Below are 23,365 nucleotides of genomic sequence, written 5' to 3' on the forward strand. Positions count from 1 at the left end.
TTGCCAATACTCATGATTAACTCACGTTCATAGTAACCGTTACGATAGTCACGACGCGATACAGAGCGTTCATAGGCAGCTGCGTTTAAATAATCATCTCTCTCTTTTTCCATAAACTCGTTCAATACCAAAACAATGGCTGATCTAACAACTGCATCAATATTCGATTTTAATACAGATTCTTTTAAAAGTTCCAAATCTAGGTTAAACTGTAATTGGGTCATTTTTATTCCTCTTTTCATTGTTTATCGTCGCTGAAAACATTGTAGCCAAGAGTGAATAAAATGAACCCTTTTTCTTTTTACACAATTATATGGACTTAATCCTATGATGGACTTTTCCCCCTAACTAAGATGGAGTTTTGGCCTTCATCGACCCTATGATGGACTTTTCCCTCTATCTGAGCTAGAGTTTTGGCCTTCATCGACCCTATGATGGACTTTTCCCTCTATCTGAGCTGGAGTTTTGGCCTTCATCGACCCTATGATGGACATTAACCACTATGTAAATTCGAAAAATGTCCTTCATAACGGTTTGAAGGGATTATCCAGCAAGCCAACACAGGGGCCGATTAACGAATCAAGTTAGTATTTGAACTTAAATTCCTTCTCCTCCTGGATTTCCGCGGTGTGCACCCGCTCTTTGTAAAAAACTTCGTCTTCCGTCATCAGCATGACCGTTGAACTTCTTGTTCCATATCCTTCACTCTTTATAAACAATGGCGAAAGAATTCGTTCCCACTCTAGGGAAACGCCTGTTTTGGGGAGAAGTTCGTCAGGGGCAGGGTCAGCGTCCTGCAGAAGTGTAAATAGTTCCTCTGGTAAGCCTCCCTTAGTACTTTCCGTAAGCTTAGCTAATCCTTCCTTGCCTTTTTGAACCTTTGGCCACTCCGTATTCAGCACATGGTTGCTGAGTCCGTAAATTCCCGGCCGAAGCTTCTCCATTCGACCTTCCACATTGGAGTAATAATAGAGTTCCTCCGAATTGCCGGCAAGGAGATTATAGCCAGGATACTGCTGCCGCTCTTTAGCTATTTTCTTCATATAGGCTTCTGGCTGGATATTGTCTTTCAAAAAGTCAGCGACCAGCTCTCCTCTTGACCGCTTCCCTTCCGTTGCCTCTTTCGGATCGCGGTAATTTGTGAGGGCAGCAAACCGGCCAGCCTTTGTTATCCCCATCCAGGTACCCATTTTGCTTAAATCCCTCCCGGCCAGGATATTGGGATGGTCTTCCCAGAAATGCGCCGGTGCAGTGGGCCGCTCATAAAACTCATCCCGGTTGGCGGCAACGATAAGCTTATACTTAGGATGCTTTTGGTATGCGAATAGAATTAAACACATTTTACGATCACTGCTTTCGTTTCGTTTGTTGCTTTTATTGTACCCTTTTGGGGACGGAAGTGTAAAAAAGACGGGATGAATTGTGTGAAATGTTAGATAAATTTATGGAGATGCTAGCTAAAAATGAAAATGTGCTAGATAAAGTCCCGATCATGCTAGATAAATCGATAATCTTCCCAAATAAAAGAAAGCTCCTTTTTAAAGGAGCTCGCAAATGTATTTAGGTTGCTGTCTCTTCCCTTACCGTTTTCCTTGCCCTCAAAAAACGGACTGTATTTAAAACAATCGTTTTTGTAACCGCATAGGTAGGGATTGCAAGGATCATGCCCAGAATGCCAGCAAGATTGCCTGCGACCAGCAAAAGAATAATAATCGTAGCCGGATGTGTGTTCAATGTTTTTCCAAGGATGAGCGGCGAGAGCACGTTTCCTTCAATTTGCTGTGCAATGACAATGACTACTACAACGAGCAAAGCTTTGGTCGGAGAGTCGAAAAGCGCGACGATTACTGCTGGAGCTCCTCCAAGAATCGGGCCCACATACGGAATAATATTAGTAACCGACACAATGAGGGCCATTACTAATGCGTATGGGAGGTCAATGATTAAGTAGCCGATGAACGACAATGTACCGACAAACAAGGCGACCGTAATTTGGCCCTGGATATAAGAAGACAAGGTTTCAGCTGTTTCCTTTAAAGTCTTTACACCTTCTGTCCTGTAAGACGATGGGATAAACTTTGAAACTGCTGCAGGGAACTTGTCGCCGTCTTTAAACATGTAAAACAGCAGGAAAGGCACGGTTACAATGGTAATCGCAATATTTGTAACTAAGCTGACGATTCCCGCTATTCCTTCCGTCACGCGGCTTGGCAGCGTGTTGGCATAATCCATTATTCGAGCTTCGATTTCTTCTAAAGATATATAATCCTGTGCCATGAACCATTTGAATTGTTCAGAATTTGCCATTGAGTTAATAAACTCACGTGTTGTACGTGCATAGCCAGGAAGATCATTGAATAATTCCGTCACCTGCCTGCTGATAAGCGGAGCCAGATTTCCAATGACCAAAACCACCAGGCCAATGACAGCTGCGTAAATAATTAAAATGGCGGCCGTCCTTGGAATCCTATAACGCTGCAGCAATTTAACCAGCGGATTTAATAAGAAGTACAAAAACCCTGAAATAATTATTGGAAAAAACAATGTTGATACAAAAATGCCGACCGGCTCAAACAGGAAGGAAATTTTTGTTGAAACATAGATGATGGTTAAAATCAGCAACAATTGCAAGGTCCAATATTGCAGTTTTTTCTTAGCCACAGTGTCACCTTTTTCCCTAATATGATTAGATAAAGAATACCATATTGAAGCTGGATTATACTAATTATCCATACGAGCAGTTTTTCAAAAAGGTTTCAGAAAAAAGATAAAAACCTGCATATAAAGGAGTTCTGTTTTGAAGTACAAAACACATTCAGCAACCGGACTCACACTGGAATATTTTTTTAAAGCTGTTCCAGCATTTTATCGAATGCTGTTTTTGTCTGCGCAAATGAAGTACAAGAATTAATTGCGGGAAGCTTAAGGATTTGGGCAAGTAAGCGTCCACAGCCAAACATAGAATCGTGGATGATGTAATCAAAATCACTATCCCATACAATTGCCAACTCAAATAATGGAATTAAATTTATCAAAAACTTTTAAAAGCCCTTGTAATCTAAAATTTATTTGTATTAGTGTGGTATTGAATTAGTTGAAAGATAAAAAACCATAAATAAACTAAAACATGCTAATAGGATAAGAGTTGTAATAACGATCTTTTTCCCTAACCGTCCTATAAAATATATATTCACTAAAAGGTAATAAATAAAGGCACTTCCAACAATAAATAGTAAAAATTCTTTAGTTAATTCATTCGAAGGAAGTGGATTTGTCACATTAGTTAGTTCTAATCCACCAAAGATAAATATACCTATTACATTTAATAATTTCCTCAAACTTACTTCTTTTTTGGTTACAATTTCAACGTTTTGAGGCGATTGAATATTGGTTTCCAGGAAAATCCCCTCCCACTTTTAAATAGTTATACGGATTTTCCGAATAAATGTTTCATAAATCCTCCATTGGCTCATTGCATAATCCTGCTCCTTTACTTACATAAAAAAGAGATATCTCTTATTAAAGCATCGAGTTTAAGAAGCAGAAATGTTCTTCTCAGCTTATCTAAATATAAACATCAGTAATAATAATTCATAACATCATCATAGGGGGGTTTTAATAATAAGCAAGTTAACCGCTGCCTATTAAAAAAACAAGGCCACTATGGGCCCCGCTTGTTATTTGACTATTACTTTTCCAACCATTCCTTCTTTGAAATGGTACCGGCATATCAGTTCATATGTACCGGACTTTTTCGGTTTCACGGTAATGGTTTTTTCTTTTCCTGGCTGGACTTCAGCGTCAATTCCGAGCTTTTCCACTGTGAAGGTGTGTTCTCTCTTACCTTTGTTTTTCAAGATTAACGATGTCGTTTTTCCATTGGGTATAGTGATAACTTTCGGATTAAAGTAATCATCGTTCAACTCGACCTCAATCGCTTTCACCATCTCCCCAGGCTGAGATATAACACCGGATTCGGCAAATGCGACGAGTGAGCCTAGAGTTGTCACACCCACAATCATTGCAAGCAAAACAACCAATCCTGTTAACCATTTTTTCACAGACATTCACAATCCCTCCTTTCTTAAAAATTATTTTTTTCCAATTCATTAAATATTATCACTATAAATTGAATTCCAACGCGCTATCAAACAGTAACTCTTATATCTAAAATAGTAACAATGAAAAAGATCGGCTCTAGAGACGACCTTTTGGACCATTCTTATTTAAGTAACCAGCCTGTTAATCGAATAAAACTTAAAGCAAAAAGAATTTGCAATCTTGTTTAACTAACACTAAAAATACCGTCGCTGCACCACTAGAATAAAAATATGTTGTGCTGTCCATATTGTCCCTTAAATCTTTAACACTTCTTTTTGCAGGCTTGTGTTCAGGTCTGTAAGGACTTTTATTTCGCAGCCAATTCAAAGCTACATTGAAAGGTCCTAGTTATAATGAAAGAAGGATACCATTTCGTTGGTTTAAATCATGCTCGCATCTCCATATAAATCCAGGAGGTTTATTAGCCAACAAGAAAACAGCAGGTAAAAGCGCTGCCTCTTACCTGCTGTTTTTATTATACCCATCCCTTGACCGATACTGCTGCGGAGCCCGTGCTGGATAGCGCAAAGGAAAACTAAACATATGAACAAGCTTTGTAAATGGAATGGCAGCAAATAGAATAAACGAACAAATAATATGGACCTTCCAAACGGTAGGCACCCCTAGCATTAACTCTGATTTGGGCTGAAAGGTGAACAAGCTTCTAAACCACGGACCGATCGTTAAACGGTATTCATATTCACCTACAGTGGTATTGTAGATTATGGTCATGTAAGTTCCCAAGCCAGCCACCAAAATCAGCCAAATGATGGTGAAGTAGGATTCAAATGTTGTATGTGCCCGAACCCTTGGATAAAGAAATTTTCGAATAAGCATTAAGACCAAACCTAATACCACCATAAGTCCAGCAGCCCCGCCTCCAACAATGGCAAAGAAATGGTACAAATCGTCTCCCACTCCAAGTGCATTATAAACCTCCAGAGGAATTAATACCCCCATGATATGTCCTATAAATGCAAAAATAATCCCATAATGAAAAACAACTGAAGCAACTCTTAACCATCTTTTCTCAAAAATTTCCGTTGAAGGTGCTGTCCAGCTTTTTCCCCGAAAAACAAATCGGTAAAATGCTACAATGATCAGGATTGTTCCGCATATATAAGGAAAAATGGTCCACCAAAATAAAACCTCCATCATCGCCCCTCCTTTTTTATCGATACATCAATGGATACGGCAGCTCATCTAAATCGGCTTGCTCACGAAGCATTTCTAAATTGGAAATTTCCTCTTTTCCTGGAGTCTCAAATACATACATCATTAATAATTCGATCGCCTTTTTGTATAGATGTTCATCAGGAAGATTGTTTAAAATCCGATTAACAGCGTAGGCTACCCTTCGTGAAAGTTTATCGAATCGTTCATCCTCCTCAGTAACCGCTAAAAATTCCAGCAGCATCGGAAGATAATCCGCCAATTCCTTTCCAAGAGGTTTAAATCCCTCTTCAGAAATAAGCTTTTGTAATTGGATAAGGGCAAATCCCCTTTTTCTGCTGTCCCCCAACTCATGGGCAGTTAAATAAAGATTAGTTTTCTCTTTGTGATCAAAGGTATTTACGTATAATTCTTGTAAATCTTTAATTGGCAGCGTGTAAAGAGGGGAGATCCTTTCAAGTACCTCCCTTTTTATTTCTTTTGTTGGAATCGTTTCATGGATAAAGGATTCAATGGAAGTTCGTGCTTCCAAAAATGTTTCTTCCGGATAATCCATTATTCTTGCCATGATGGCTAAAACCGCTTTCTTTTCATTTATCATCCATTTTCACTTCTTTCAAATGGGTAAGTGGTCATCCCTTCAGGCGGTGCTAATTCTTCGATACTGCAAGCTCCCCATTTATAATGTAAATCATTATCCATTTCACGGCGGCCGGTTGGAATCACAAATCGTTCATTATATTTGGCAACAGCAAGCAACCGGGCCATCTCTTCCAGCTCTTCGTTTGTGGTGTTTGCTTCGTCCATCAATTTTGTCATTTTTTGAGCATCTATTCCCCCAACTGTTTTGGAACGCATATAAACTCTCATGGCAGCCATTTTTAATAAGACTTTCCGTATTACACTTGTATCGTCGGCTGCTAATAGCGAAGCCAGGTATTCCATAGGAATTCTCATTTGATCAACAGCAGGAATATAGCCCTCGGCACTTAATTCTTGTTCATTCGTGATATGGTTCATAATCGGGCTAAGCGGCGGTACATACCATACCATCGGCAGCGTTCGGTACTCTGGATGCAATGGAAGGGCAATTTTCCACTTCATAGCCATTTTATATACAGGGGAATCTTGAGCGCTTTGAATCCAGCTATTCGTAATCCCTTGTTTTTCAGCCTCTTCAATTACCTCAGGGTCAAAGGGGTCCAAGAAAACATTTAACTGTGATTCGTATAAATCTTTAGGGTCTTCAACAGATGCCGCTGCTTTTACCCGGTCTGCATCATATAACACCACACCTATATACCGAATCCGTCCAACACATGTTTCAGAGCATATAGTCGGCAGCCCCGCTTCGGTCCTTGGATAACAAAAATTGCATTTTTCTGCTTTATGAGTATTCCAGTTGTAATACACCTTGTGGTACGGGCACCCATTCATGCAAAAACGCCAGCCCCGGCATGCATCTTGGTCTACCAGCACAATTCCATCTTCATCTCTTTTATACAAGGCTCCAGATGGGCAGGAAGCGACACAGGATGGATTCAAGCAATGCTCACAAATTCTTGGAAGATACATCATAAATGTTTTTTCGTATTCCGTTTTGATATGCTCCTGAAGTTTTCGAACATTCGGGTCATTCGGAACCGATTCACTGCCGCCTGCCAGATCGTCATCCCAGTTGGGTCCCCAAACTGGTTTATCCAAATAATTTCCTGTAATCATGGAACGCGGACGGGCAACAGGAATGCTTTCCCCTTTTTCCCGATTATGCAGATGCTGAAAATCATAAGTCCACGGCTCATAAAACTCGTTCATATCTGCCATGTCCGGATTGTAAAAAATGTTAGCCAGTTTGGAAAGAGGTCCTCCAGCTCTTAAATGCAATCTGCCATTCTTAAGAACCCAGCCGCCTTTATAGCGGCCGGTATTCTCCCATTCTTTCGGATAGCCCACACCAGGCCTGGTTTCAACATTGTTGTACCATACATACTCCATACCCGGCCGGTTAGTCCAAACATTCTTGCAGGTTACAGAACAAGTATGGCAGCCAATACACTTATCAAGGTGCATGACCATTGCCACTTGCGCTTTAATCCTCAAGCCAATCGACCTCCTTCAGCGGTCTGATGATCGCCATCGTATCCCTTTGACTTCCTGTTGGCCCATAATAATTAAATCCGTAGCTTAATTGCGAGTAACCGCCAATCATGTGGGTTGCTTTAGGATATATTCGTGTGACACTATTATGAGTACCTCCCCGAACTTTATTAATCGTATTTCCGGGGACACCCATATGCCGGTCTTGGGCGTGGTACATATATACAGCACCTCTTAGCATCCGGTAAGTTAAAACTGCCCTTGCCACCACTACGCCATTTCGGTTATACATTTCAATCCAATCGTTATCCTTAATACCTATAGAAGCAGCATCTTCTTCATTCATCCACACCACTTGCCATCCGCGAAATAGCTGAGCCATATTATTGGTATCTGTAAACATAGTGTGAATGCCCCATTTTTGATGAGGCGTCATATAACGCAGTGTTATTGATTTTCCGTTGTTTTCGACTTCTTTTTCCCCTTTAACAAAAGCCCCTCTTGTAATGGGCGGGATGTATAAAGAAAGACCTTCACCAAAATCAAGAATAACCTCATGATCGAGATAAAAGCTTTGTCTTCCGGTAAGGGTATGCCATGGAATATTAAATTCTTTATTAACGGTAAATGGAGAGTACCGGCGATTATCATTTTCAAGCCCGCTCCAAACAGGAGTAGAGATCGCCTGTCTTGGCTGAATGGTTATAGCATCCAGTGTATACTCCTCTTCTTCGCGTCCTTCTGAGATATGCTTTAGTTTTTTTCCAGTCTTTTCTTCCATGGACTTCCAGCCTTCAACCGCCCTTTTGCCATTCGTTGCTCCTGACATTAAAAGAATCGCATTAATGGCATTTTTATCAGAATAAAGGTCAGGGTATCCTTTTCCAATGCCAACATGTTTGGACGGTCCCAGCCGGTCAAGCAATTCTCTGTATACTTTGTCACCCGCGATTTTTACCCCTTTTGTTCCATAGCCATTCTTGATATTTGGGCCAACGGTAATCCACATATCATAGACATTTGGATAATCTCTTTTGACAAAATTAAAGTTTGGAAGGGTTTTCCCAGGAATAGCTTCCACTTCACCCTTTCGCCAGTCTTTCACTTTTCCATAGGCCTGCGCGATTTCATTAATCGTATCGTGTGCTAGCGGAGATAACACAAGGTCTTCTTGGGCCGGAAGATATTTTTTAGCCAGCTCAGAAAAGCTTTTAGCCATTTCCCTGAATGCATCCCAATCGCTTCTTGTGTCCCATGGAGGGGAGATTGCTGCATTAAAGGGATGTACAAATGGATGCAGATCAGTGCTGCTGATATCATACTTTTCATACCAAGTAGCAGCCGGCAAAATGATATCAGAGAAAAGCCCTGAACTTGTCATCCTGAAATCCATGCTGACAAATAGGTCTGTTTTTCCTTCAGGCGGCTTTTCTGAAATATTTACGTTTTCCGGCTGCCAAGAATTCTCGGCATCGCCTAACACAGAATCTTGTGAGCCGATTAAATGCTTTACAAAATACTCATGACCTTTTCCGCTATCCCCCAAAAGATTGGAGCGCCAATTGAAAAACACACGCGGGAAGTTACGAGGATCATTTGGATTTTCTATCGAAAAATCAAGTTTCCCATCCACAAGCTGTTTTGTAATATCCTTAATTACTGATTGGTCGTCTTGATGACGGGAACGTGCTTCTCTTACTACATCCAAAGAGTTTTGAGAAAGCTGCGGGAAGCTTGGCAGCCAGCCCAATCGCACTGAAAGAGCATTGAAATCAGCGGGGTGAATATTTGAATATTGACTGTCCCATTCCGTTTTTTCTTCGCGTTTTTCATATTCATAACGGAACTGTTCCGTTGCAAAGTAAAAGAAGGATGTACCATTCATCAGCCTCGGTGCTTTAACCCAATCATTGGCAAATGCGATCTGCTGAAACCCTTCCAGAGGACGCACCTTTTCCTGACCTACATAATGTGCCCAGCCTCCGCCATTGACTCCTTGAGAACCAGTCAGCAAGACAAGATTTAATATAGAACGGTAAATCTGATCACTATGGTACCAGTGATTGGTTCCTCCACCCATCGCAATCATAGACTTGCCTTTTGTTAGTGCAGCATTTTCAGCAAATTCTCTTGCTACTTGAATGACATGTGCTCTGTTAACCCCCGTAATGCTCTCTTGCCAAGCAGGTGTATAAGGTCTTCTTTCATCATTGTAGCCGGTTGGGTAATCGCCTTTTAATCCACGATTAATTCCTGTATGCGCCAGCATCAAATCATACACAGTGGCAATGATTAATTCCTTTCCAGACTTGTCTTTTATTTTTTTTACAGGAACTTCGCGTTTAACCACTCCGCCATCTTTTTCTCCAAAATACGGAAATTCTACCATTGCAGTAGCATCTGAATCATTTAGGAAGCTCATTTTAGGGTTAATATGATCCAAGTCAAGATTCCATTGGTTTCCTTTATCCCATCGAAATCCTTCGCTTCCGTTAGGGATAGCAAAATGATCGGTGGTTTCATCCCATACAACGGTTTTCCATTCGCCGAGTTCCGTCTGGTCCGAAAGGTCTGAAGCACGCAAAAAACGGTCAGAGCGGAAATTTTCATCTCTTTTACTCAATGTGACTAAAAAAGGCAAATCCGTATATTGTTTTGCATACTCCATAAAATACGGAGTTTCTTTATCTACATAAAATTCCTTTAATATAACATGGGTCATTGCCATCGCCAGAGCACCGTCTGTTCCTGCTTTTGCTGGAAGCCAAATATCTGCAAACTTCTCATATTCAGCATAATCCGGGCTTACTCCCACTACTTTTGTTCCGTTATATCTAGCCTCCACCATAAAGTGGGCATCCGGCGTTCGTGTTTGCGGAATATTGGTTCCCCAAATAATAAAATACTTTGTATTATACCAATCGCCGCTTTCCGGTACATCGGTTTGATCGCCCCATACTTGCGGAGATGCCGGCGGAAGATCCGCATACCAATCATAAAAGCTCAAAATCGTACCGCCTATGAGAGATAAAAACCGTGTGCCCCCAGAGTAACTCACCATTGACATGGCCGGGATCGGACTGAATCCTACAATTCGGTCCGGACCATATTTTTTAATCGTATAAATGCTTGCGGCTGCAATCATTTCACAAACATCTTTCCAGTTTCCTCGAACAAAACCGCCCTTGCCTCTTGCTTTTACATAACGTTCGCGTTTTTCCGGGGTTGAAACAATATTTTCCCAGGCTTGTACAGGATTATCTGCTTTTGAAAGCTCCTCTTTCCATAAAGAATAAAGGTCCCCGCGAACATATGGGTATTTCACACGAGTAGGGCTGTATGTATACCATGAAAAACTTGCACCACGGGGACATCCTCTTGGCTCATATTCAGGAAAATCGTCCCCTGTTGAAGGATAATCCGTTTGCTGGGTCTCCCAGGTGATAATGCCGTCTTTTACGTGAATTTTCCAGCTGCATGAACCGGTACAATTCACTCCATGTGTAGAACGGACAACCTTATCAAACCCCCAGCGATTTCGGTAAATCGATTCAGAGTCTCGTGGACGCGGGCTTTCCTCTGTCCATCCATCATTAATGCGATCTCCCCTAATCAGGTGCTTGAGAGAATGGAGCAAATTATTCTTGTTCTTTTCCATTGAAGCGTTCACTTCCTTCTACGATATCCCTTAACGGGTTAAAACCTTCCCCCAATAGCCGAAACGAGTCTCTTCCAGTATTAAAATCTTCCAAAAAAACGTTCAAAGATGCTGCATTTGCTGCTGATAGTATGAGACGCTGCAAAGTATCCGCTTCATTTATAGAATAAATATCTTCAATCATTTCACCCGGAATAGAACCAAATCTCATCTTCAACACAGCTATCAAATCTTCTCTATCATCAACAAGCAGGGCATCATGTTGAAATGAAAACAAACGTCTTCCAGCTCCTTTTTATAGCTTCATCATTTTATAGTAATCTGCAATTAAAGAGGACTTGCATTTTTCTGCGGCCTCTTCAAAAAAACGAGTCACTTCTTCATCAGGTTCTTTTACCTGTTTAAATCTGAAGTAATGTGTAAATGTTTGAGAAAAATCAGTTGAAAACCTTAATGAAACATCGTAGCCATTTTCATTTTTTAAAGCCGTTGCTGATACATCATAAGGGTGGATATGATAGGATGAAAAAGTTTCAATCATCCTGTCATATAATACTGGTGCCGCATAACGCAGTAATCTTTCTTCAAGCAATTTCATCACCTTTTTCCATAATTTCCTTTGTATATCTTTCTTTATTTGCCAGAAGTTTATTCATTTCATCCTCATTATGGATAGAATCAACAATGATAAGAGAATCCAATAAAGAAATCATCCTTTCATCTGCCTCATCATTTTTCAGCAGATTCTTCATTTGTTCAACAACCTTGCGCATTATGTCATGATCGCGCGTAAGTTCTATGACAAGATGCTGTAAAGATGGATTTTCCTCAACAAGCTCCTTATATAACCCTTCTTCCTCGGACTTGGCATGCTGCAATGTCCGGGATTCCCAATGTTCAATGGTAACCTCTGCTACTTGAAGCGCTTTTTCCTTATGGCCTTCATTTAGGCATTTTTTCAGCAAGCTCCTTAATTCTTTTGCCTCATTTAATGCAGATTCATGGATTGAAGAATGAGCATCTTGTTTTCTTAAACTTGGTCCTGACAATTACATTCATCCTTTCTATTTACACGATCGAAAGTGATGTGCTTTTTAATTCGTTTGAAACATTACCAACTTTCCCAATGGCTCATCTTCCCATACCCCCCGAAAAGAAAAGCGGAGGCGCCTTTCGGACTGTGTGCCTCGTCGTGGGCGATGTGAGGGTAGCACGTCGAGTCGAAGGGTGCAGAGTTAAACAGTTATCGAGGTTCAAAGTTATACTTTCAATAAAAAAAGAGCTGAAATTTTCAGCTCTTTTGTTGGCTTATGTCACTAAATAAACCAATATAATATTTTAATTCACCTGCATCATTTTTTACTTCACTGATTGTCAGCCATTCCGGAAAAATCTCGCCATTTTTCCGTTTATTCCATATCTCTCCTTGCCAATACCCCTCGGTACGAAGGGAGTTCCACATTTTTTTATAAAATTCTTGGTCATGTTTTCCTGACTGCAAAATTTTTGGGTTTTCCCCAACAACCTCATCTGGCTGATAGCCGGTAACCTTTGTAAAGGCATTGTTGACTTTTTCAATTATTCCATCGGTATTGGTAACCATCATACTTAAACCCACATTTTGCAAAACCTTCGTTTCCAAATCCAATTTTTCACTGTAATACATCCAAACTACAATGACAAAGCTTGCAAGCGAAAACATGGCTAGCGACATGAACCCTATAGCATATTGGCCAGTTATGCCAAACACCATCGAAAGTACGAGCGGTGGAAAAAATCCGCCTAGTCCCCCCAAAGCGGAAACAATTCCATTAGCTATGCCTGCCTGTTTTGAAAAATAATAAGGCACCAATTTAAAGATGATTCCATTTCCAATTCCTGCACAGGCGGCGACAGCTAAACAGCCGATTGTATATAACGTAATCGTTGGGGAAAAAGAGAGTAAGACACCTGATAAAGTTAATCCGCCAAAAACAAGAAACAAAATTTTAAAAGGATTAAATTTATCCCCTACCCAGCCGCCTGCCGGCCGGAGCAATGTAGCTAATGTAATAAAACCGGCTGTTCTCAACCCCGCATCCACTGTTGACAGCTTAAAGTTTGTTACTAAAAAGTTAGGAAGATATACGGTAAACGCAACAAATGAACCAAAGGTAATGAAATAAAATAAACTTAAAAACCAGAGTTTTTCATTTTTGTAAACACTCTTAATTTGTCCCATTAATGGGTTAGTAACCTTTTGCTCTTTCCGATCTCCAAACAAAAAATTTAGTAAAGCAAATAAGATAACAGGAATCAAAAATAATCGAATTGTATTTTGCCATCCCATGGCATTAGCCAGAACAGGCGCAGAAAAGGAAGTTAACGCGGTTCCGATATTTCCAGCACCATAGATGCCATTAACAAATCCATGACGTTCCTTTGGATAATATTTAGGCAATGAAGTAACACCAATAGAAAAGACAGCCCCGCCTATCCCCAGCACTAATCCGCCAATGATTAAATCGGAAAATGTATCTGCAGCGCTTAAGTATATCACCGGAAAAATTAAAATAAGAAAACTGATAAAAAACATCATCCTTGCTCCAAACCGGTTTGTCCAATACCCTAAAAAGATACGCAAGATTGAACCTAAAATAACTGGAATAGCTGTCACAAGGGCAATTTGGTTTGGAGTTAACGAAATGTCCAGCGTGATTTTTGACATTAAGGAAGAAATAATTACCCAGCACATAAACCCAACCACAAGGCTTAAGGTTTGAAGAGCTAATTGCCATTTTTGTAAATGCATTTGCTCATTTTTCCCCTTTCAAAATGGACAATAATTTTGGTTGTCTTATTTCAGGTAATCTGTTCAAAATATATAATATTTATACAGTTTAAGGTATTAGAGGGTTTCTTCGTATTTCCGCCGAAAGAAATGATTAAAGCCGCACTCCTTTTTATATGGAATGCGGCTAATATTATCTCTTATGTTTTCAACTATAGAACTTAAGCAAGACTCGATGATTATAAGCCCCTTTAAGTTTCATTAAATTACTTATGAAATCCGAACCATTTTGTCATTCAGTCCGATGAACCTTATTCCGGGGGGTAAGCAAAATAACATCAAACCGCTTCACTATCCCACTTTTTCTCATCCTGCACTAACAGCAGCCCAAGCTCGTGGTGATCACCTTCGTAAAGGGCCCGCTGGACGAAACGAATCTGGCCATTTACATCAAGGACTTCCAGCTTGCAGTGTGCCCCATTTTTTTGCAGGGCTTCATAGAATCCTTTTTCATCATTGATTTTCACGCCATTTACTTTCGTTACTATTTCGCCAATCTGAAGGGCCATTTTATCTGCTGGCGAGCCCGGCACGACTCCCAGAACCATGATGCCCTGATTGCGCTTGGAAAAATAAAAGGATGCATTGTCTTCCGCCACTCGCTGGCGCAGGGAGATAAACTCCCGGCCGATAATGGCCAGGGCCGCCACCCCGACGGCTGCAAGCGGATACCAGTAGCCAGCTGCGGAGAGCAGCAAAAGGAGGACACCAAACACCATGATCCTTTGGCCCAAAAGCTTGATTCCTTCTTTCGGAAGCGTTCCCTGGATTCTCTGATAAAACCCAATTGCAAAAGGAACCAGAATAAGTGAATAGGCATTCTCGCCGATTGTAAAAACCGGCCACCATTCAAATTGAGTCTGCAATGCTTGTCCAGGGATGAGCAGAAAAACAGGCACCATCCAGACTCTCTTTGCCTCATGGACGCCTATCGTTTGGCCGCGTTTGCTTTTGATCAGTTTAGGAGATGTTCCTTTTTGGCCATTTTTTAAAATAAGGAACCCTTCAGCGATGATAAGCAATGAGAGCAGCACGGCAATGGCCGGAAAGATTGATTGTTCTGTATTCACAACCGATTTTGCGAAGGAAGACAATGGCCATTGCTGTTCAACCGCAAACATCGTGGCGAAAAAGGCAAACCCCAGCGTATATACCGGTGCCATCCATCTTATTTTCGCCGTAAAGCTCCACAGGAATGTCAGGACAGCCGTAAAAACAATCGTTTCGACCGGGATAGCAGCTCCAGCGCCAACCATCACCACAGAAACAGCCAAACCGGACAGCAGGCCAAGCGGAAGAAGCTGCCTCAGCTCAAAATAGGCATTCTGCGCCCTTACCGAAAAGTCATTCCGCTCTCGCTTCACACGGGCAATACCCAGATAAGCCGCAACAAAAAAGAGGTAATAAAACACCGGGTTCAAAAACAGCTTTCCCGTTCCTTTCAAACATTCAAAAATCCACTCCTCAACCAAACTTGCCACCAGCCTCTATAAAAAATTTCACCAGAAATTATGTAATTACCCGACAGGTCTATTACTCTATATTCTACCAAAACTGTGACCCAAAACCTATCGCTAACTTGCTCAAAAACAAATTAAGCAGGAGGAAAAATCCTCCTGCCGCTAGACTGGTTATTTAGTATTCGAGAAAATTCCGCTGGTACCAGACACTTTTATTTTGCGATAAATCTCAGTGCGGTTTGCAGCTGGAGATCGTTCTGTTCTTTCCTCATCTCTTCGATGACGCTTCGTTCAAGGGCAGATGCTGTGTCCTTATCAATTTGTCCGGTAGCTTCGAGCCCTTTTTGCTGCTGGAATGCTTTTACAGCAAGAGCCGTTGATTCACTGAAATAGCCATCTTTGCGGCCTGGTTCGTAACCCAGCCCTTCGAGGATTTCCTGTGCATTTTTCACCATTTCGTTGTTCATATCGGCTACTAAAGGCTTTTCCACCTGAATCGGATGCGTCCGGTAAATGTCCGGCTGTTTGACCTCAAGAGTTGGCTCTATGCCTTTATTGTGAATCCAATTTCCATCGGGCGTCAGCCATTTGAATAGCGTTAGCTTAATATTGCTGCCATCCCCCATCGGCACTGGCTGCTGGACGGTTCCTTTTCCGAATGTATTTTCCCCGATTAGCGTATATCCCTGTGCTTCCTTCAATGCACCGGCAAGAATTTCCGATGCCGAGGCACTGCCTTTATCGACCAGGACAGCAATTGGATATTCTTTTGCTTTCTCTTGAGTGGAGAAGTACCTCATCTTTTCTCCATTCCGTTTTTCAATTTGGAGATAAGGCTTATCTCCAGTCACAAGCTCTTTGAGAATCTCCTGTACGGACGAAAGCAGTCCGCCCGGATTTCCCCGGACATCAATCACTAGCCCCTCAATCTCTTCCTTCTCCATCTCCTTCAGCTGCTTGGTAAATTCCTTGGAAGTATCCTCTGAAAAAGAGGTAATTTCCATATAGCCAACCTTTTTGCCGCTCTGCTTTTTCACTTCGGAATAAACCGTAATCTGTGGAATTTCATCCCGCTTGACCTCGACGGTTAGGGGCTCTTTTAGCCCCTGGCGTGCAATCTCAAGCTTTACTTTCGTTCCTTTTTTCCCCCGTATTTTCATCGTTGCTTTATACAAGTCCAGCCCCGCAACGCTTTCCCCATCAACTTTTAAAATTTCATCCTTAGGCTTTAAACCTGCCTTTTCAGCAGGTGAGTCCTTGAAGGGAGAGACAATAATGATTTTTCCATCTACCATGCTCACTTCAGCCCCTATGCCCTCAAAGGAGGATTCAAGCGTATCGCTAAATTGCCTCGCAGTCTCTTCATCCATATATACTGAATACGGATCTTCCAGGGTTGCCAGCATCCCTTGAATGGCTCCCTCGACAAGCTTATTCTCCTCTACTTTTTCTACATAGCTATTTAAAATCAGCTGATAGGCTGTTTCGACCTTTTCTATTTTTTCTTCAGTGACTGGCGTATTTTTTTCCGAAGAACCGATTATTTGGTTTTCGGCTCCTGCGTTTGATTGGCCTTCTTTCGAAAACCATTGCATTCCGGCGTATGTACCGCCTGCCCCTGTCAGCAATGAGCCCGTCATCAGCAGTGCGATCCACTTTCTGCTCATACTCATCTCCCTTTCCGTTGCTTGATTGGACTGCTATTTGATAGATTAAGAGCCATTAAGCGTTCATTCTGCTGTTTTCGTATGAATTATTCTAAAAATGGCTGGCAGCATCAAATTTTTAAGAGCTTTTATCGTCAAAATCACTCATTTATGCACCATATCAGCTCCTATTTGCATCACTTTTTGCCTTTATGCTTCATTTCTCAGGTTTTATGTTCCATTTCCCAGGATTTATGCGTCACTCCTTGATATAAAGGCATTTTTGAAACGCCTTCCAAAATAAAAACACCCCGCAAAGGAAAGCGGGATGTCTTTGCTCATTCCATCCTATGACGGAAATGGACGAGTTATGATTCCTTTTAGAAAAGCACCATATTTCTAGAAATGAATATATGGGGTTGGGTTGTAAAATAGAGAGGGAGTATGCCAATGTATTATCGAGGAATTGGGATCACAGGAAGGTAAGCACGTTCCCGAGAGAGCTTGAAAAAAGAAGAGTTTTCCTATGTATTTATGAATCTTCAAGAGGGGAAGAACAATGGGCTTCTGAACAAAGCATGGACGGCCAGGGGACATTCCAATACTTGCAGGAAGTACCGCCATTTGCTCCGGCACCTAAATTACAGCCTGCTCCTGATACACCGCCGAATGTAAAGTAAAACTATTTAAAATATGCCTTATATAGGATTATAGTCCCTTCATAAGGGTAAAAGAAAAGTGGAAGAAGCTTAGCTTCTTCCACTCCATATTTTATAGAGGCACGATTCCCACTGGGTTGATCGCATTTGATTTAGCTGCATTCCAAGAGCCTCTATGAAGCTCAAAGTGCAAATGCTGGCCATAGGATTGTCCAGTATTGCCCATGATACCGATTTGCTGGCCTTTTGATACAGTCGCACCAGAGCCAACGGAACGGCTTCTCATATGTGCATATACTGTAGTGTAGGTTTGTCCGCCTACAGAGTGAGCAATGAAAATGGCATTTCCATAACTGCTGGAGTAGTACGAACGGATAACGACACCGTCAGCTGCTGCAACGATAGGCACTGTGCCGCCTGCAGCGATATCGACTCCATAGTGTTCACCTAATGAACGGCTTCCGAATCCTGAAGACAGTCGTCCGGCTGCTGGTCTTGTCCAAGCACCGCTTGAAACGGAAGGTGCTGGCGCTGGAGACGAAGCTTGTACAGAACTATTATTGGATGAACTGCTGCTTGAAGCTGAGCTCTTTTTAGCAGCTTCTGCCGCTGCCTTTTGCCGAGCAATTTCAGCTTGTCTTGCAGCTTCAGCTTGTCTATCTTGCTCGAGCTTAATTGCTTTCTGAAGGGCTGCTTCCTGTGCTGCAAGGATTTCTCTTTCTTCAGCCAGCTCAAGCTTATGGGTATGCACTTCTTCTTCCTTATGCTTCAAAGCTGCAAGCAATTTATCCTTTTCTGCCTTTTGCGCATTTAAACTCTTTTTCATGCTTTCAAGATCAGCGAGCATTTTCTCTAAAGATGCAAGCTCTTCCTGAACCTGTGCCCTCTTTTCTTCTAATTCATCTTTATCGGCCTGGTGTGCCTTAAGTATATCCTGGTCGGCTTCTACAATGGTAGCAACTGCACCTACGCGCTCAACGAAATCCCCAAAGCTTTGTGCTCCCATCAATACATCAATATAGCTAACCATGCCGCCTGTTTCCTGGTAGTTGCGGGCACGGTCTTTTAATAGCTCATTTCGCTTTTTAATGCGCTCAACTAAAACCTTGATTTCGCCTTCCAGCTTTTTGATTTCCTCTTTAGTAGCCGTAATTTCTTTGTTCTTCTCTTCAATTTTTGCTAAAGCTTCACTGATCGCTGTATCCAGGCGTTCAATTTCACTCTGCACTGTTTTTTGTTCGCCCTGAATTTCTGTAATTTTTTTATCTGCACTATTAATCTCTGATTCTATGCCGGAACGTTCTTGCTGAACTTTATCCTTTTCGCTGTTTAACTCATTCAATTTATTGGCAGCAACCGCCTGGCCAGCAGGCAGTCCAACCGTTACGCTGCCAAAACCCAAAATGGCAGCCAATGATAGTGTAATGATGGACTTCTTCAATTTTCCGATTTCTCCTTTCAATGAAAACCATATGTACAGGTCAATCGTTCATTTCTCTATGTTTTTTTGAAACATTTCTAACTAGTAAATCGTCTATTATATAAGGGCTGAAGGTGCCTGAATGGTTCCCCCCCAGGCCCTTCAACGCTCGTTACACTTTAAGGAACTTTCTGACTGACATCAAGCTTCCCCATACACCGATAAGCGCACCCATGAGAATAAGCAATCCGGAAACCTGATAAACGAACGGGCTAAACTCCAGAAGCTTTATAAAGTGCCCCTCCAGCTTTGGAGCCAAGTAATCATATGCATAGTAATAGGCAGTCGCAACAAGTGCGATTGGAATAATGGATCCCAGCAATCCAAGCCATAGGCCTTCAAGGAAGAACGGCCATCTGATAAAGGCATTGGTTGCACCTACTAACCTCATAATCTCAATTTCTTTTCTGCGCGATATAATCGTAATTTTAATGGTATTTGAAATCAGGAACATGGCTGTAAACAGGAGGCCGACAATTAACACGAGGCCAACATTTCGGCTGGTGTTAATAAAGTTGAAAAGCTTCTCAACCTGTCCTTGGCCGTACTTTACCTTTGCAGCATATTCCATTTTTTCAATTTGTTTTGCTGCCTTCATTGTGTCTGTCGGGTTTTTCGTCTTTACGATAAATACATCGTTCAACGGGTTATCCTGTTCGAACAGTTTAAAGGCTTCCCCTTCTTCACCAAGGCTGTCTATCAGATTATCAAGCTCTTTTTCCTTGGTTGAATACTCTATTGATTTAACTTCGGGTATTCCTTCAATTTTTTCCCGCAAAACTTGCTGATCCTGCTTATTTGCAGCAACATCGATGTGCACGCGGATTTCCACGTCCTCTTCAATGGTCGTTGCTACCCTGTTGAGATTCATCATAATGACGAAAAATACGCCTACCAAAATTAAGGTTACTGTAACCGCACTTGCTGAAGCGAATGTCATCCACCCGTTACGTCCGAGGCTTTTAAAACTCTCACGGAAGTGGCGGCTTAATGTTCTAGCCTTCATAGCCGTAATCACCTCTCTGCTCGTCACGCACAATTCGTCCGCCTTCAATGGCAATTACGCGGTGCTTAATCGTATTAACTATTTCTTTATTATGAGTTGCCATGAGCACCGTTGTCCCTCTCGTGTTGATTTCCTCGAAGATGTTCATGATTTCCCATGAAGTATCCGGGTCAAGGTTGCCTGTAGGCTCGTCCGCAATTACAACCTTTGGAGAATTGACAATGGATCTGGCTATGGATACACGCTGCTGCTCACCGCCTGATAATTCTGACGGCAGCATCCTTGCCTTATGCTTCAGATTGACAAGCTCCAAAGTTTCCATGACTTGTTTCTTAATATTTTTTGGATGCTCTTCAATTACTTCAAGAGCAAAGGCTACATTCTCGTAAACCGTTAAAGTCTGAAGCAGCTTAAAGTCCTGGAAAACTACGCCTATTTTCCGGCGCATAAGCGGCACTTTTGTATTCCTTAAAGCAGCAAGATTCACTCCATCGATCATTATTGTCCCGCTTGAGGGCTTCTCTTCCCGGTACATCATCTTGATAAAGGTCGATTTGCCGGCTCCGCTTGGACCTACAACGTACACAAATTCACCCTGTTTGATATGGACATTAATCCCGCTCGCCGCGGTGACGCCATTCGGGTACCTCTTATATACGTCTTTCATTTCGATCATATATATCACCTAGTATCTAGTGTGTATTAAGAATTTAAAAAGGTGCTAAAAAACCACGCATTTCGATAAAAAACGACATCTTTACGGCAAAAGGATGTCAAAGTATTTGAAAATACTCTCTCTTTAGCCACCTGAAATTCTCACACAACCCATTATAACATCAAAGATTGTCAAAATAACGGAAAAAATTATTACATTTTCTTTTCAAACCTGTAATGTTTTGTTACTTTATTCCTGAATTTCATTTTTATTCAAGCTTATCCTCCGTTATTTCGACGTTTTTTCTCCTTCTATTTTCTTATTAATTTAGTTAATGTCGTATTGTGGAGATTTTTTTATCTTGAAAAATGTGTTTTACTTATAAATTCTGGCCGCTGATTTCAGCATTGGATCAAGCTTTCCTGCGGTGAGGAATGAGAGCTTCCTCGGCTTCGCCTGTGGCCTCCCACTCCCTCTCTTCGGAGCAGGACATTGGAATAGCCCCTTGAATAAACACCTCGTCGTAAGGTACCCTTCACTACAATCTCGAAAAGCAAGAACGCCAAAATTAAAAACGTTCTGCTAATACAGAACGTTTTCATTGCGGATATGATTTCCCATTACTTTTATTATTTCTTTCCTGCAAGCCAAGCAGCTACCTGTGAAGCTTCATCACCTTGGAGCAAGCCTGCAGGCATAGCGCCTTTACCGTTCGCGATTGTGTTTTCAATGTCCTCTTGAGAAAGGTTTGCACCGATCTTATCCAGGGCAGGTCCTACACCGCCTTCAAGATTGGCGCCGTGGCAGCTTGAACATTTTTGGTCATATAGCTTTTGTGCATCTCCTGCATCAGCTGTCGTTGTTTCTCCGCCGCCGTTTGCTGCGGTGTCCTGATCTTCAGCTGCTTCGTCGCCACCGCCGCCGCAAGCAGCAAGGACTAGAGATGTACCCATCATTAATGCTAGTAGCTTCTTTTTCACCATAATTCCCCCTCAGGAAAAAATACTAAATACAGCTATATTATACCAAGCCTAAGCCCTTTTGAAACCCTCGCCCAATACCTCGGAAGCATCCGTAACAATGATAAATGCAGTAGGATCAATGGATTGAACCAGTTGTTTCAATTTTGTGAACTCAGTCTGATCCACAACACACATAAGGACAGGGCGTTCATGGTCGGTATATCCACCGTATGCTGATAGTTTTGTCACACCTCTGTCAATTTTATTCAAAATTCCTTCACGAACTTCAGTTTGTTTTTCCGTTATAATTAGAGCCATCTTTGTTCTGCTGAATCCAAGCTGGACCAAATCAATTGTTTTGCTTGTAACATATAAGGCGATTAACGCATATAAACCTTGCTCAATATCAAAAATAATCGCTGCTGACAATACAATCAGCCCATCGATAATCGCTACACAGGTTCCGAGGGACAGCCCAATATACTTATTGAAAATCTGGGCGGCAAGGTCTGTCCCGCCAGTTGATGCTTTCCCCCTGAATACAACTCCTAAACCAAGGCCGACTCCAATTCCGCCAAATAGGGAAGCCAGCAATGGATCTGATGTCCACGGTTCAAAATCCTTGGTTAAAAAGACGACAAACGGAAGAAAAATTGTACCGGCCAGCGTTTTTGCCCCGAATTGTTTTCCAAGCAATAACACTCCAGCTATAAAAAGCGGTATATTAAACGCCCACTGCACATAAGCCGGCTCCCAGCCAGCAACTGCATCAAGAATTGTACTGATCCCGCTCACGCCTCCTGACGCAATCCGGTTTGGCAGCAAAAATACATTAAAAGCTACTGCCACTATTCCCGATCCTATTAAAACATACAAATACTCAAGCAGCCTTTCGGACTTTGTATTGTATGTATAGCCTCTTCTTTTCTTTCCCATCCGCTTCTCCCTCCGATGTTTTATTCTTTTGCGGGCAATTTTTACGCTAGTCCTATATTGATATTTCCCAAATACAGGTCCTCTTTCCATTTTTATAATCAGTGAGTATAGCACGGGGTTTTTGCCTTGTAAATGCTAACGGACTGCCGTATTAAAGAGCTAATGCAAGTGTTGTTTCTCTCTATTATTAAGATGTGATAGGATTTCTCTTTTTATCAATCAAATTCGTTTATAAACACAAGCGGCCTATCGTCGATTACAGAACTGCATAAATGATTAAACGAGATGAATGTCCCAACATTATGGGGGATAAGAAGGAATGCACTGATGTGTACAGAGTTTGAGGAAAAGATATATGAAGGGGAGGTACTGCTTAAGCAAATGCATTATTCGTTCAAACTCCGGAAGCTAAACAAAAACTGCCCTTAATTAGATAGACGGATAGGGAATCTAAATGTTAAAGCTGGCCAGTATATGGCCAGCTCAGTTTGTAGACAAAAAGAGTTCGGAATAGTCTCATTCCGAACTCTTTTTTTCATTTTTTGTAGGACTTCAAGTAATTACAGAGAATTGCAGACCTCTCCGAGGTTATCATTTAGGCCATTTCTGGACCTTGCCAAGTCCAGTTGGCCATTTTCTTCAAATTCATGGCAGCGAAAGTAAGCATCGCCTGCATCGACATTTTTTTAAGTCCCCTGAGGG

General features: G+C 41.6%; 20 protein-coding genes and 1 pseudogene. 1 reads left to right on the forward strand and 20 read right to left on the reverse strand.

Annotation, left to right across the window (positions count from 1 at the left end):
* From L634_RS31560 to L634_RS0122465, 15 genes and pseudogenes are all read right to left on the reverse strand, one after another.
* Nucleotides 1-224: transposase (locus L634_RS31560; RefSeq protein ID WP_034263080.1), on the reverse strand; the 224-nt coding region annotated here is incomplete at its 3' end.
* Between the two features lie 360 nt (nt 225-584).
* The gene (locus L634_RS0122395; RefSeq protein ID WP_026584374.1) at nt 585-1,340 is read right to left on the reverse strand and encodes an NRDE family protein; all 756 of its coding nucleotides are present in this window, start codon (nt 1,338-1,340) and stop codon (nt 585-587) included.
* A 220-nt stretch (nt 1,341-1,560) separates the two neighbouring features.
* Nucleotides 1,561-2,661, reverse strand: a complete 1,101-nt coding sequence (locus L634_RS0122405) for an AI-2E family transporter (protein WP_026584375.1) — start codon at nt 2,659-2,661, stop codon at nt 1,561-1,563.
* A gap of 188 nt (nt 2,662-2,849) precedes the next feature.
* Nucleotides 2,850-2,984, reverse strand: a pseudogene (locus L634_RS34455) (macrolide family glycosyltransferase); the annotation flags it as partial.
* Nucleotides 2,985-3,677: 693 nt separating this feature from the next.
* The gene (locus L634_RS0122415) at nt 3,678-4,067 is read right to left on the reverse strand and encodes a cupredoxin domain-containing protein (protein WP_026584377.1); all 390 of its coding nucleotides are present in this window, start codon (nt 4,065-4,067) and stop codon (nt 3,678-3,680) included.
* 493 nt (nt 4,068-4,560) lie between these two features.
* Nucleotides 4,561-5,256 carry a respiratory nitrate reductase subunit gamma gene (gene narI / locus L634_RS0122420; protein ID WP_026584378.1) on the reverse strand — a complete coding sequence of 232 codons (696 nt, stop codon included), beginning with the start codon at nt 5,254-5,256 and terminating at the stop codon, nt 4,561-4,563.
* 16 nt (nt 5,257-5,272) lie between these two features.
* Nucleotides 5,273-5,875: a nitrate reductase molybdenum cofactor assembly chaperone gene (gene narJ / locus L634_RS0122425; RefSeq protein ID WP_026584379.1), complete on the reverse strand. Its 603-nt coding sequence runs from the start codon at nt 5,873-5,875 to the stop codon at nt 5,273-5,275.
* Nucleotides 5,872-7,374, reverse strand: a complete 1,503-nt coding sequence (gene narH, locus L634_RS0122430) for a nitrate reductase subunit beta (protein WP_026584380.1) — start codon at nt 7,372-7,374, stop codon at nt 5,872-5,874. The genes narJ and narH overlap by 4 nt, the downstream gene beginning before the upstream one ends.
* The gene (locus L634_RS0122435; RefSeq protein WP_026584381.1) at nt 7,364-11,029 is read right to left on the reverse strand and encodes a nitrate reductase subunit alpha; all 3,666 of its coding nucleotides are present in this window, start codon (nt 11,027-11,029) and stop codon (nt 7,364-7,366) included. Before L634_RS0122435 ends, narH begins: the two co-directional genes overlap by 11 nt.
* Nucleotides 11,010-11,306: a hypothetical protein gene (locus L634_RS0122440; protein ID WP_026584382.1), complete on the reverse strand. Its 297-nt coding sequence runs from the start codon at nt 11,304-11,306 to the stop codon at nt 11,010-11,012. The genes L634_RS0122435 and L634_RS0122440 overlap by 20 nt, the downstream gene beginning before the upstream one ends.
* 18 nt (nt 11,307-11,324) lie before the next feature.
* Nucleotides 11,325-11,627 carry a hypothetical protein gene (locus L634_RS0122445; RefSeq protein ID WP_026584383.1) on the reverse strand — a complete coding sequence of 101 codons (303 nt, stop codon included), beginning with the start codon at nt 11,625-11,627 and terminating at the stop codon, nt 11,325-11,327.
* Entirely contained in the window at nt 11,614-12,078 is a 465-nt protein-coding gene (locus L634_RS31565; RefSeq protein ID WP_051428392.1) for a hemerythrin domain-containing protein, read from the reverse strand. The genes L634_RS0122445 and L634_RS31565 overlap by 14 nt, the downstream gene beginning before the upstream one ends.
* 242 nt (nt 12,079-12,320) lie before the next feature.
* Complete coding sequence (locus L634_RS0122455; protein WP_026584384.1) at nt 12,321-13,820, reverse strand: nitrate/nitrite transporter; 1,500 nt, start codon at nt 13,818-13,820, stop codon at nt 12,321-12,323.
* A 317-nt stretch (nt 13,821-14,137) separates the two neighbouring features.
* Nucleotides 14,138-15,331 (reverse strand): PDZ domain-containing protein, encoded by a 1,194-nt coding sequence (locus tag L634_RS0122460; RefSeq protein WP_026584385.1) that lies wholly within the window; start codon nt 15,329-15,331, stop codon nt 14,138-14,140.
* Between the two features lie 200 nt (nt 15,332-15,531).
* Nucleotides 15,532-16,986 (reverse strand): S41 family peptidase, encoded by a 1,455-nt coding sequence (locus tag L634_RS0122465; protein WP_026584386.1) that lies wholly within the window; start codon nt 16,984-16,986, stop codon nt 15,532-15,534.
* 398 nt (nt 16,987-17,384) lie between these two features.
* Between L634_RS0122465 and L634_RS0122470 the strand changes: the two genes are divergently transcribed.
* Nucleotides 17,385-17,645: a manganese catalase family protein gene (locus L634_RS0122470; protein WP_232233820.1), complete on the forward strand. Its 261-nt coding sequence runs from the start codon at nt 17,385-17,387 to the stop codon at nt 17,643-17,645.
* A 91-nt stretch (nt 17,646-17,736) separates the two neighbouring features.
* Here L634_RS0122470 and L634_RS0122475 read toward each other — a convergent pair whose 3' ends face one another.
* The 5 genes from L634_RS0122475 to L634_RS0122500 all read right to left on the reverse strand — a co-directional run bounded on the left by L634_RS0122475 (nt 17,737) and on the right by L634_RS0122500 (nt 22,663).
* Nucleotides 17,737-19,065: a murein hydrolase activator EnvC family protein gene (locus L634_RS0122475; RefSeq protein WP_026584388.1), complete on the reverse strand. Its 1,329-nt coding sequence runs from the start codon at nt 19,063-19,065 to the stop codon at nt 17,737-17,739.
* 151 nt (nt 19,066-19,216) lie between these two features.
* A complete protein-coding gene (ftsX, locus tag L634_RS0122480; RefSeq protein WP_026584389.1) occupies nt 19,217-20,110 on the reverse strand; it encodes a permease-like cell division protein FtsX in 894 nt (297 codons plus the stop codon).
* On the reverse strand, nt 20,100-20,786 hold the full coding sequence (ftsE, locus tag L634_RS0122485) for a cell division ATP-binding protein FtsE (RefSeq protein ID WP_026584390.1): 687 nt from the start codon (nt 20,784-20,786) through the stop codon (nt 20,100-20,102). The genes ftsX and ftsE overlap by 11 nt, the downstream gene beginning before the upstream one ends.
* 608 nt (nt 20,787-21,394) lie before the next feature.
* A complete protein-coding gene (gene cccB, locus L634_RS0122495) occupies nt 21,395-21,745 on the reverse strand; it encodes a cytochrome c551 (RefSeq protein WP_026584391.1) in 351 nt (116 codons plus the stop codon).
* Nucleotides 21,746-21,796: 51 nt separating this feature from the next.
* Complete coding sequence (locus tag L634_RS0122500; protein ID WP_026584392.1) at nt 21,797-22,663, reverse strand: YitT family protein; 867 nt, start codon at nt 22,661-22,663, stop codon at nt 21,797-21,799.
* Nucleotides 22,664-23,365 lie beyond the last annotated feature (702 nt).

Source organism: Bacillus sp. J33, from assembly GCF_000518885.1.
Taxonomy (GTDB): Bacteria; Bacillota; Bacilli; order Bacillales; family Cytobacillaceae; genus Cytobacillus.

Bases quoted from the DNA above. Each gene is read 5' to 3' on its own strand.
- L634_RS0122395 (WP_026584374.1), bottom strand. From the start codon at position 1,340: ATGTGTTTAATTCTATTCGCATACCAAAAGCATCCTAAGTATAAGCTT.
- L634_RS0122415 (WP_026584377.1), bottom strand. From the start codon at position 4,067: ATGTCTGTGAAAAAATGGTTAACAGGATTGGTTGTTTTGCTTGCAATG.
- narI (WP_026584378.1), bottom strand. From the start codon at position 5,256: ATGGAGGTTTTATTTTGGTGGACCATTTTTCCTTATATATGCGGAACA.
- narJ (WP_026584379.1), bottom strand. From the start codon at position 5,875: ATGATAAATGAAAAGAAAGCGGTTTTAGCCATCATGGCAAGAATAATG.
- L634_RS0122435 (WP_026584381.1), bottom strand. From the start codon at position 11,029: ATGGAAAAGAACAAGAATAATTTGCTCCATTCTCTCAAGCACCTGATT.
- L634_RS0122445 (WP_026584383.1), bottom strand. From the start codon at position 11,627: ATGAAATTGCTTGAAGAAAGATTACTGCGTTATGCGGCACCAGTATTA.
- L634_RS0122455 (WP_026584384.1), bottom strand. From the start codon at position 13,820: ATGCATTTACAAAAATGGCAATTAGCTCTTCAAACCTTAAGCCTTGTG.
- L634_RS0122465 (WP_026584386.1), bottom strand. From the start codon at position 16,986: ATGAGCAGAAAGTGGATCGCACTGCTGATGACGGGCTCATTGCTGACA.
- ftsX (WP_026584389.1), bottom strand. From the start codon at position 20,110: ATGAAGGCTAGAACATTAAGCCGCCACTTCCGTGAGAGTTTTAAAAGC.
- ftsE (WP_026584390.1), bottom strand. From the start codon at position 20,786: ATGATCGAAATGAAAGACGTATATAAGAGGTACCCGAATGGCGTCACC.
- L634_RS0122500 (WP_026584392.1), bottom strand. From the start codon at position 22,663: ATGGGAAAGAAAAGAAGAGGCTATACATACAATACAAAGTCCGAAAGG.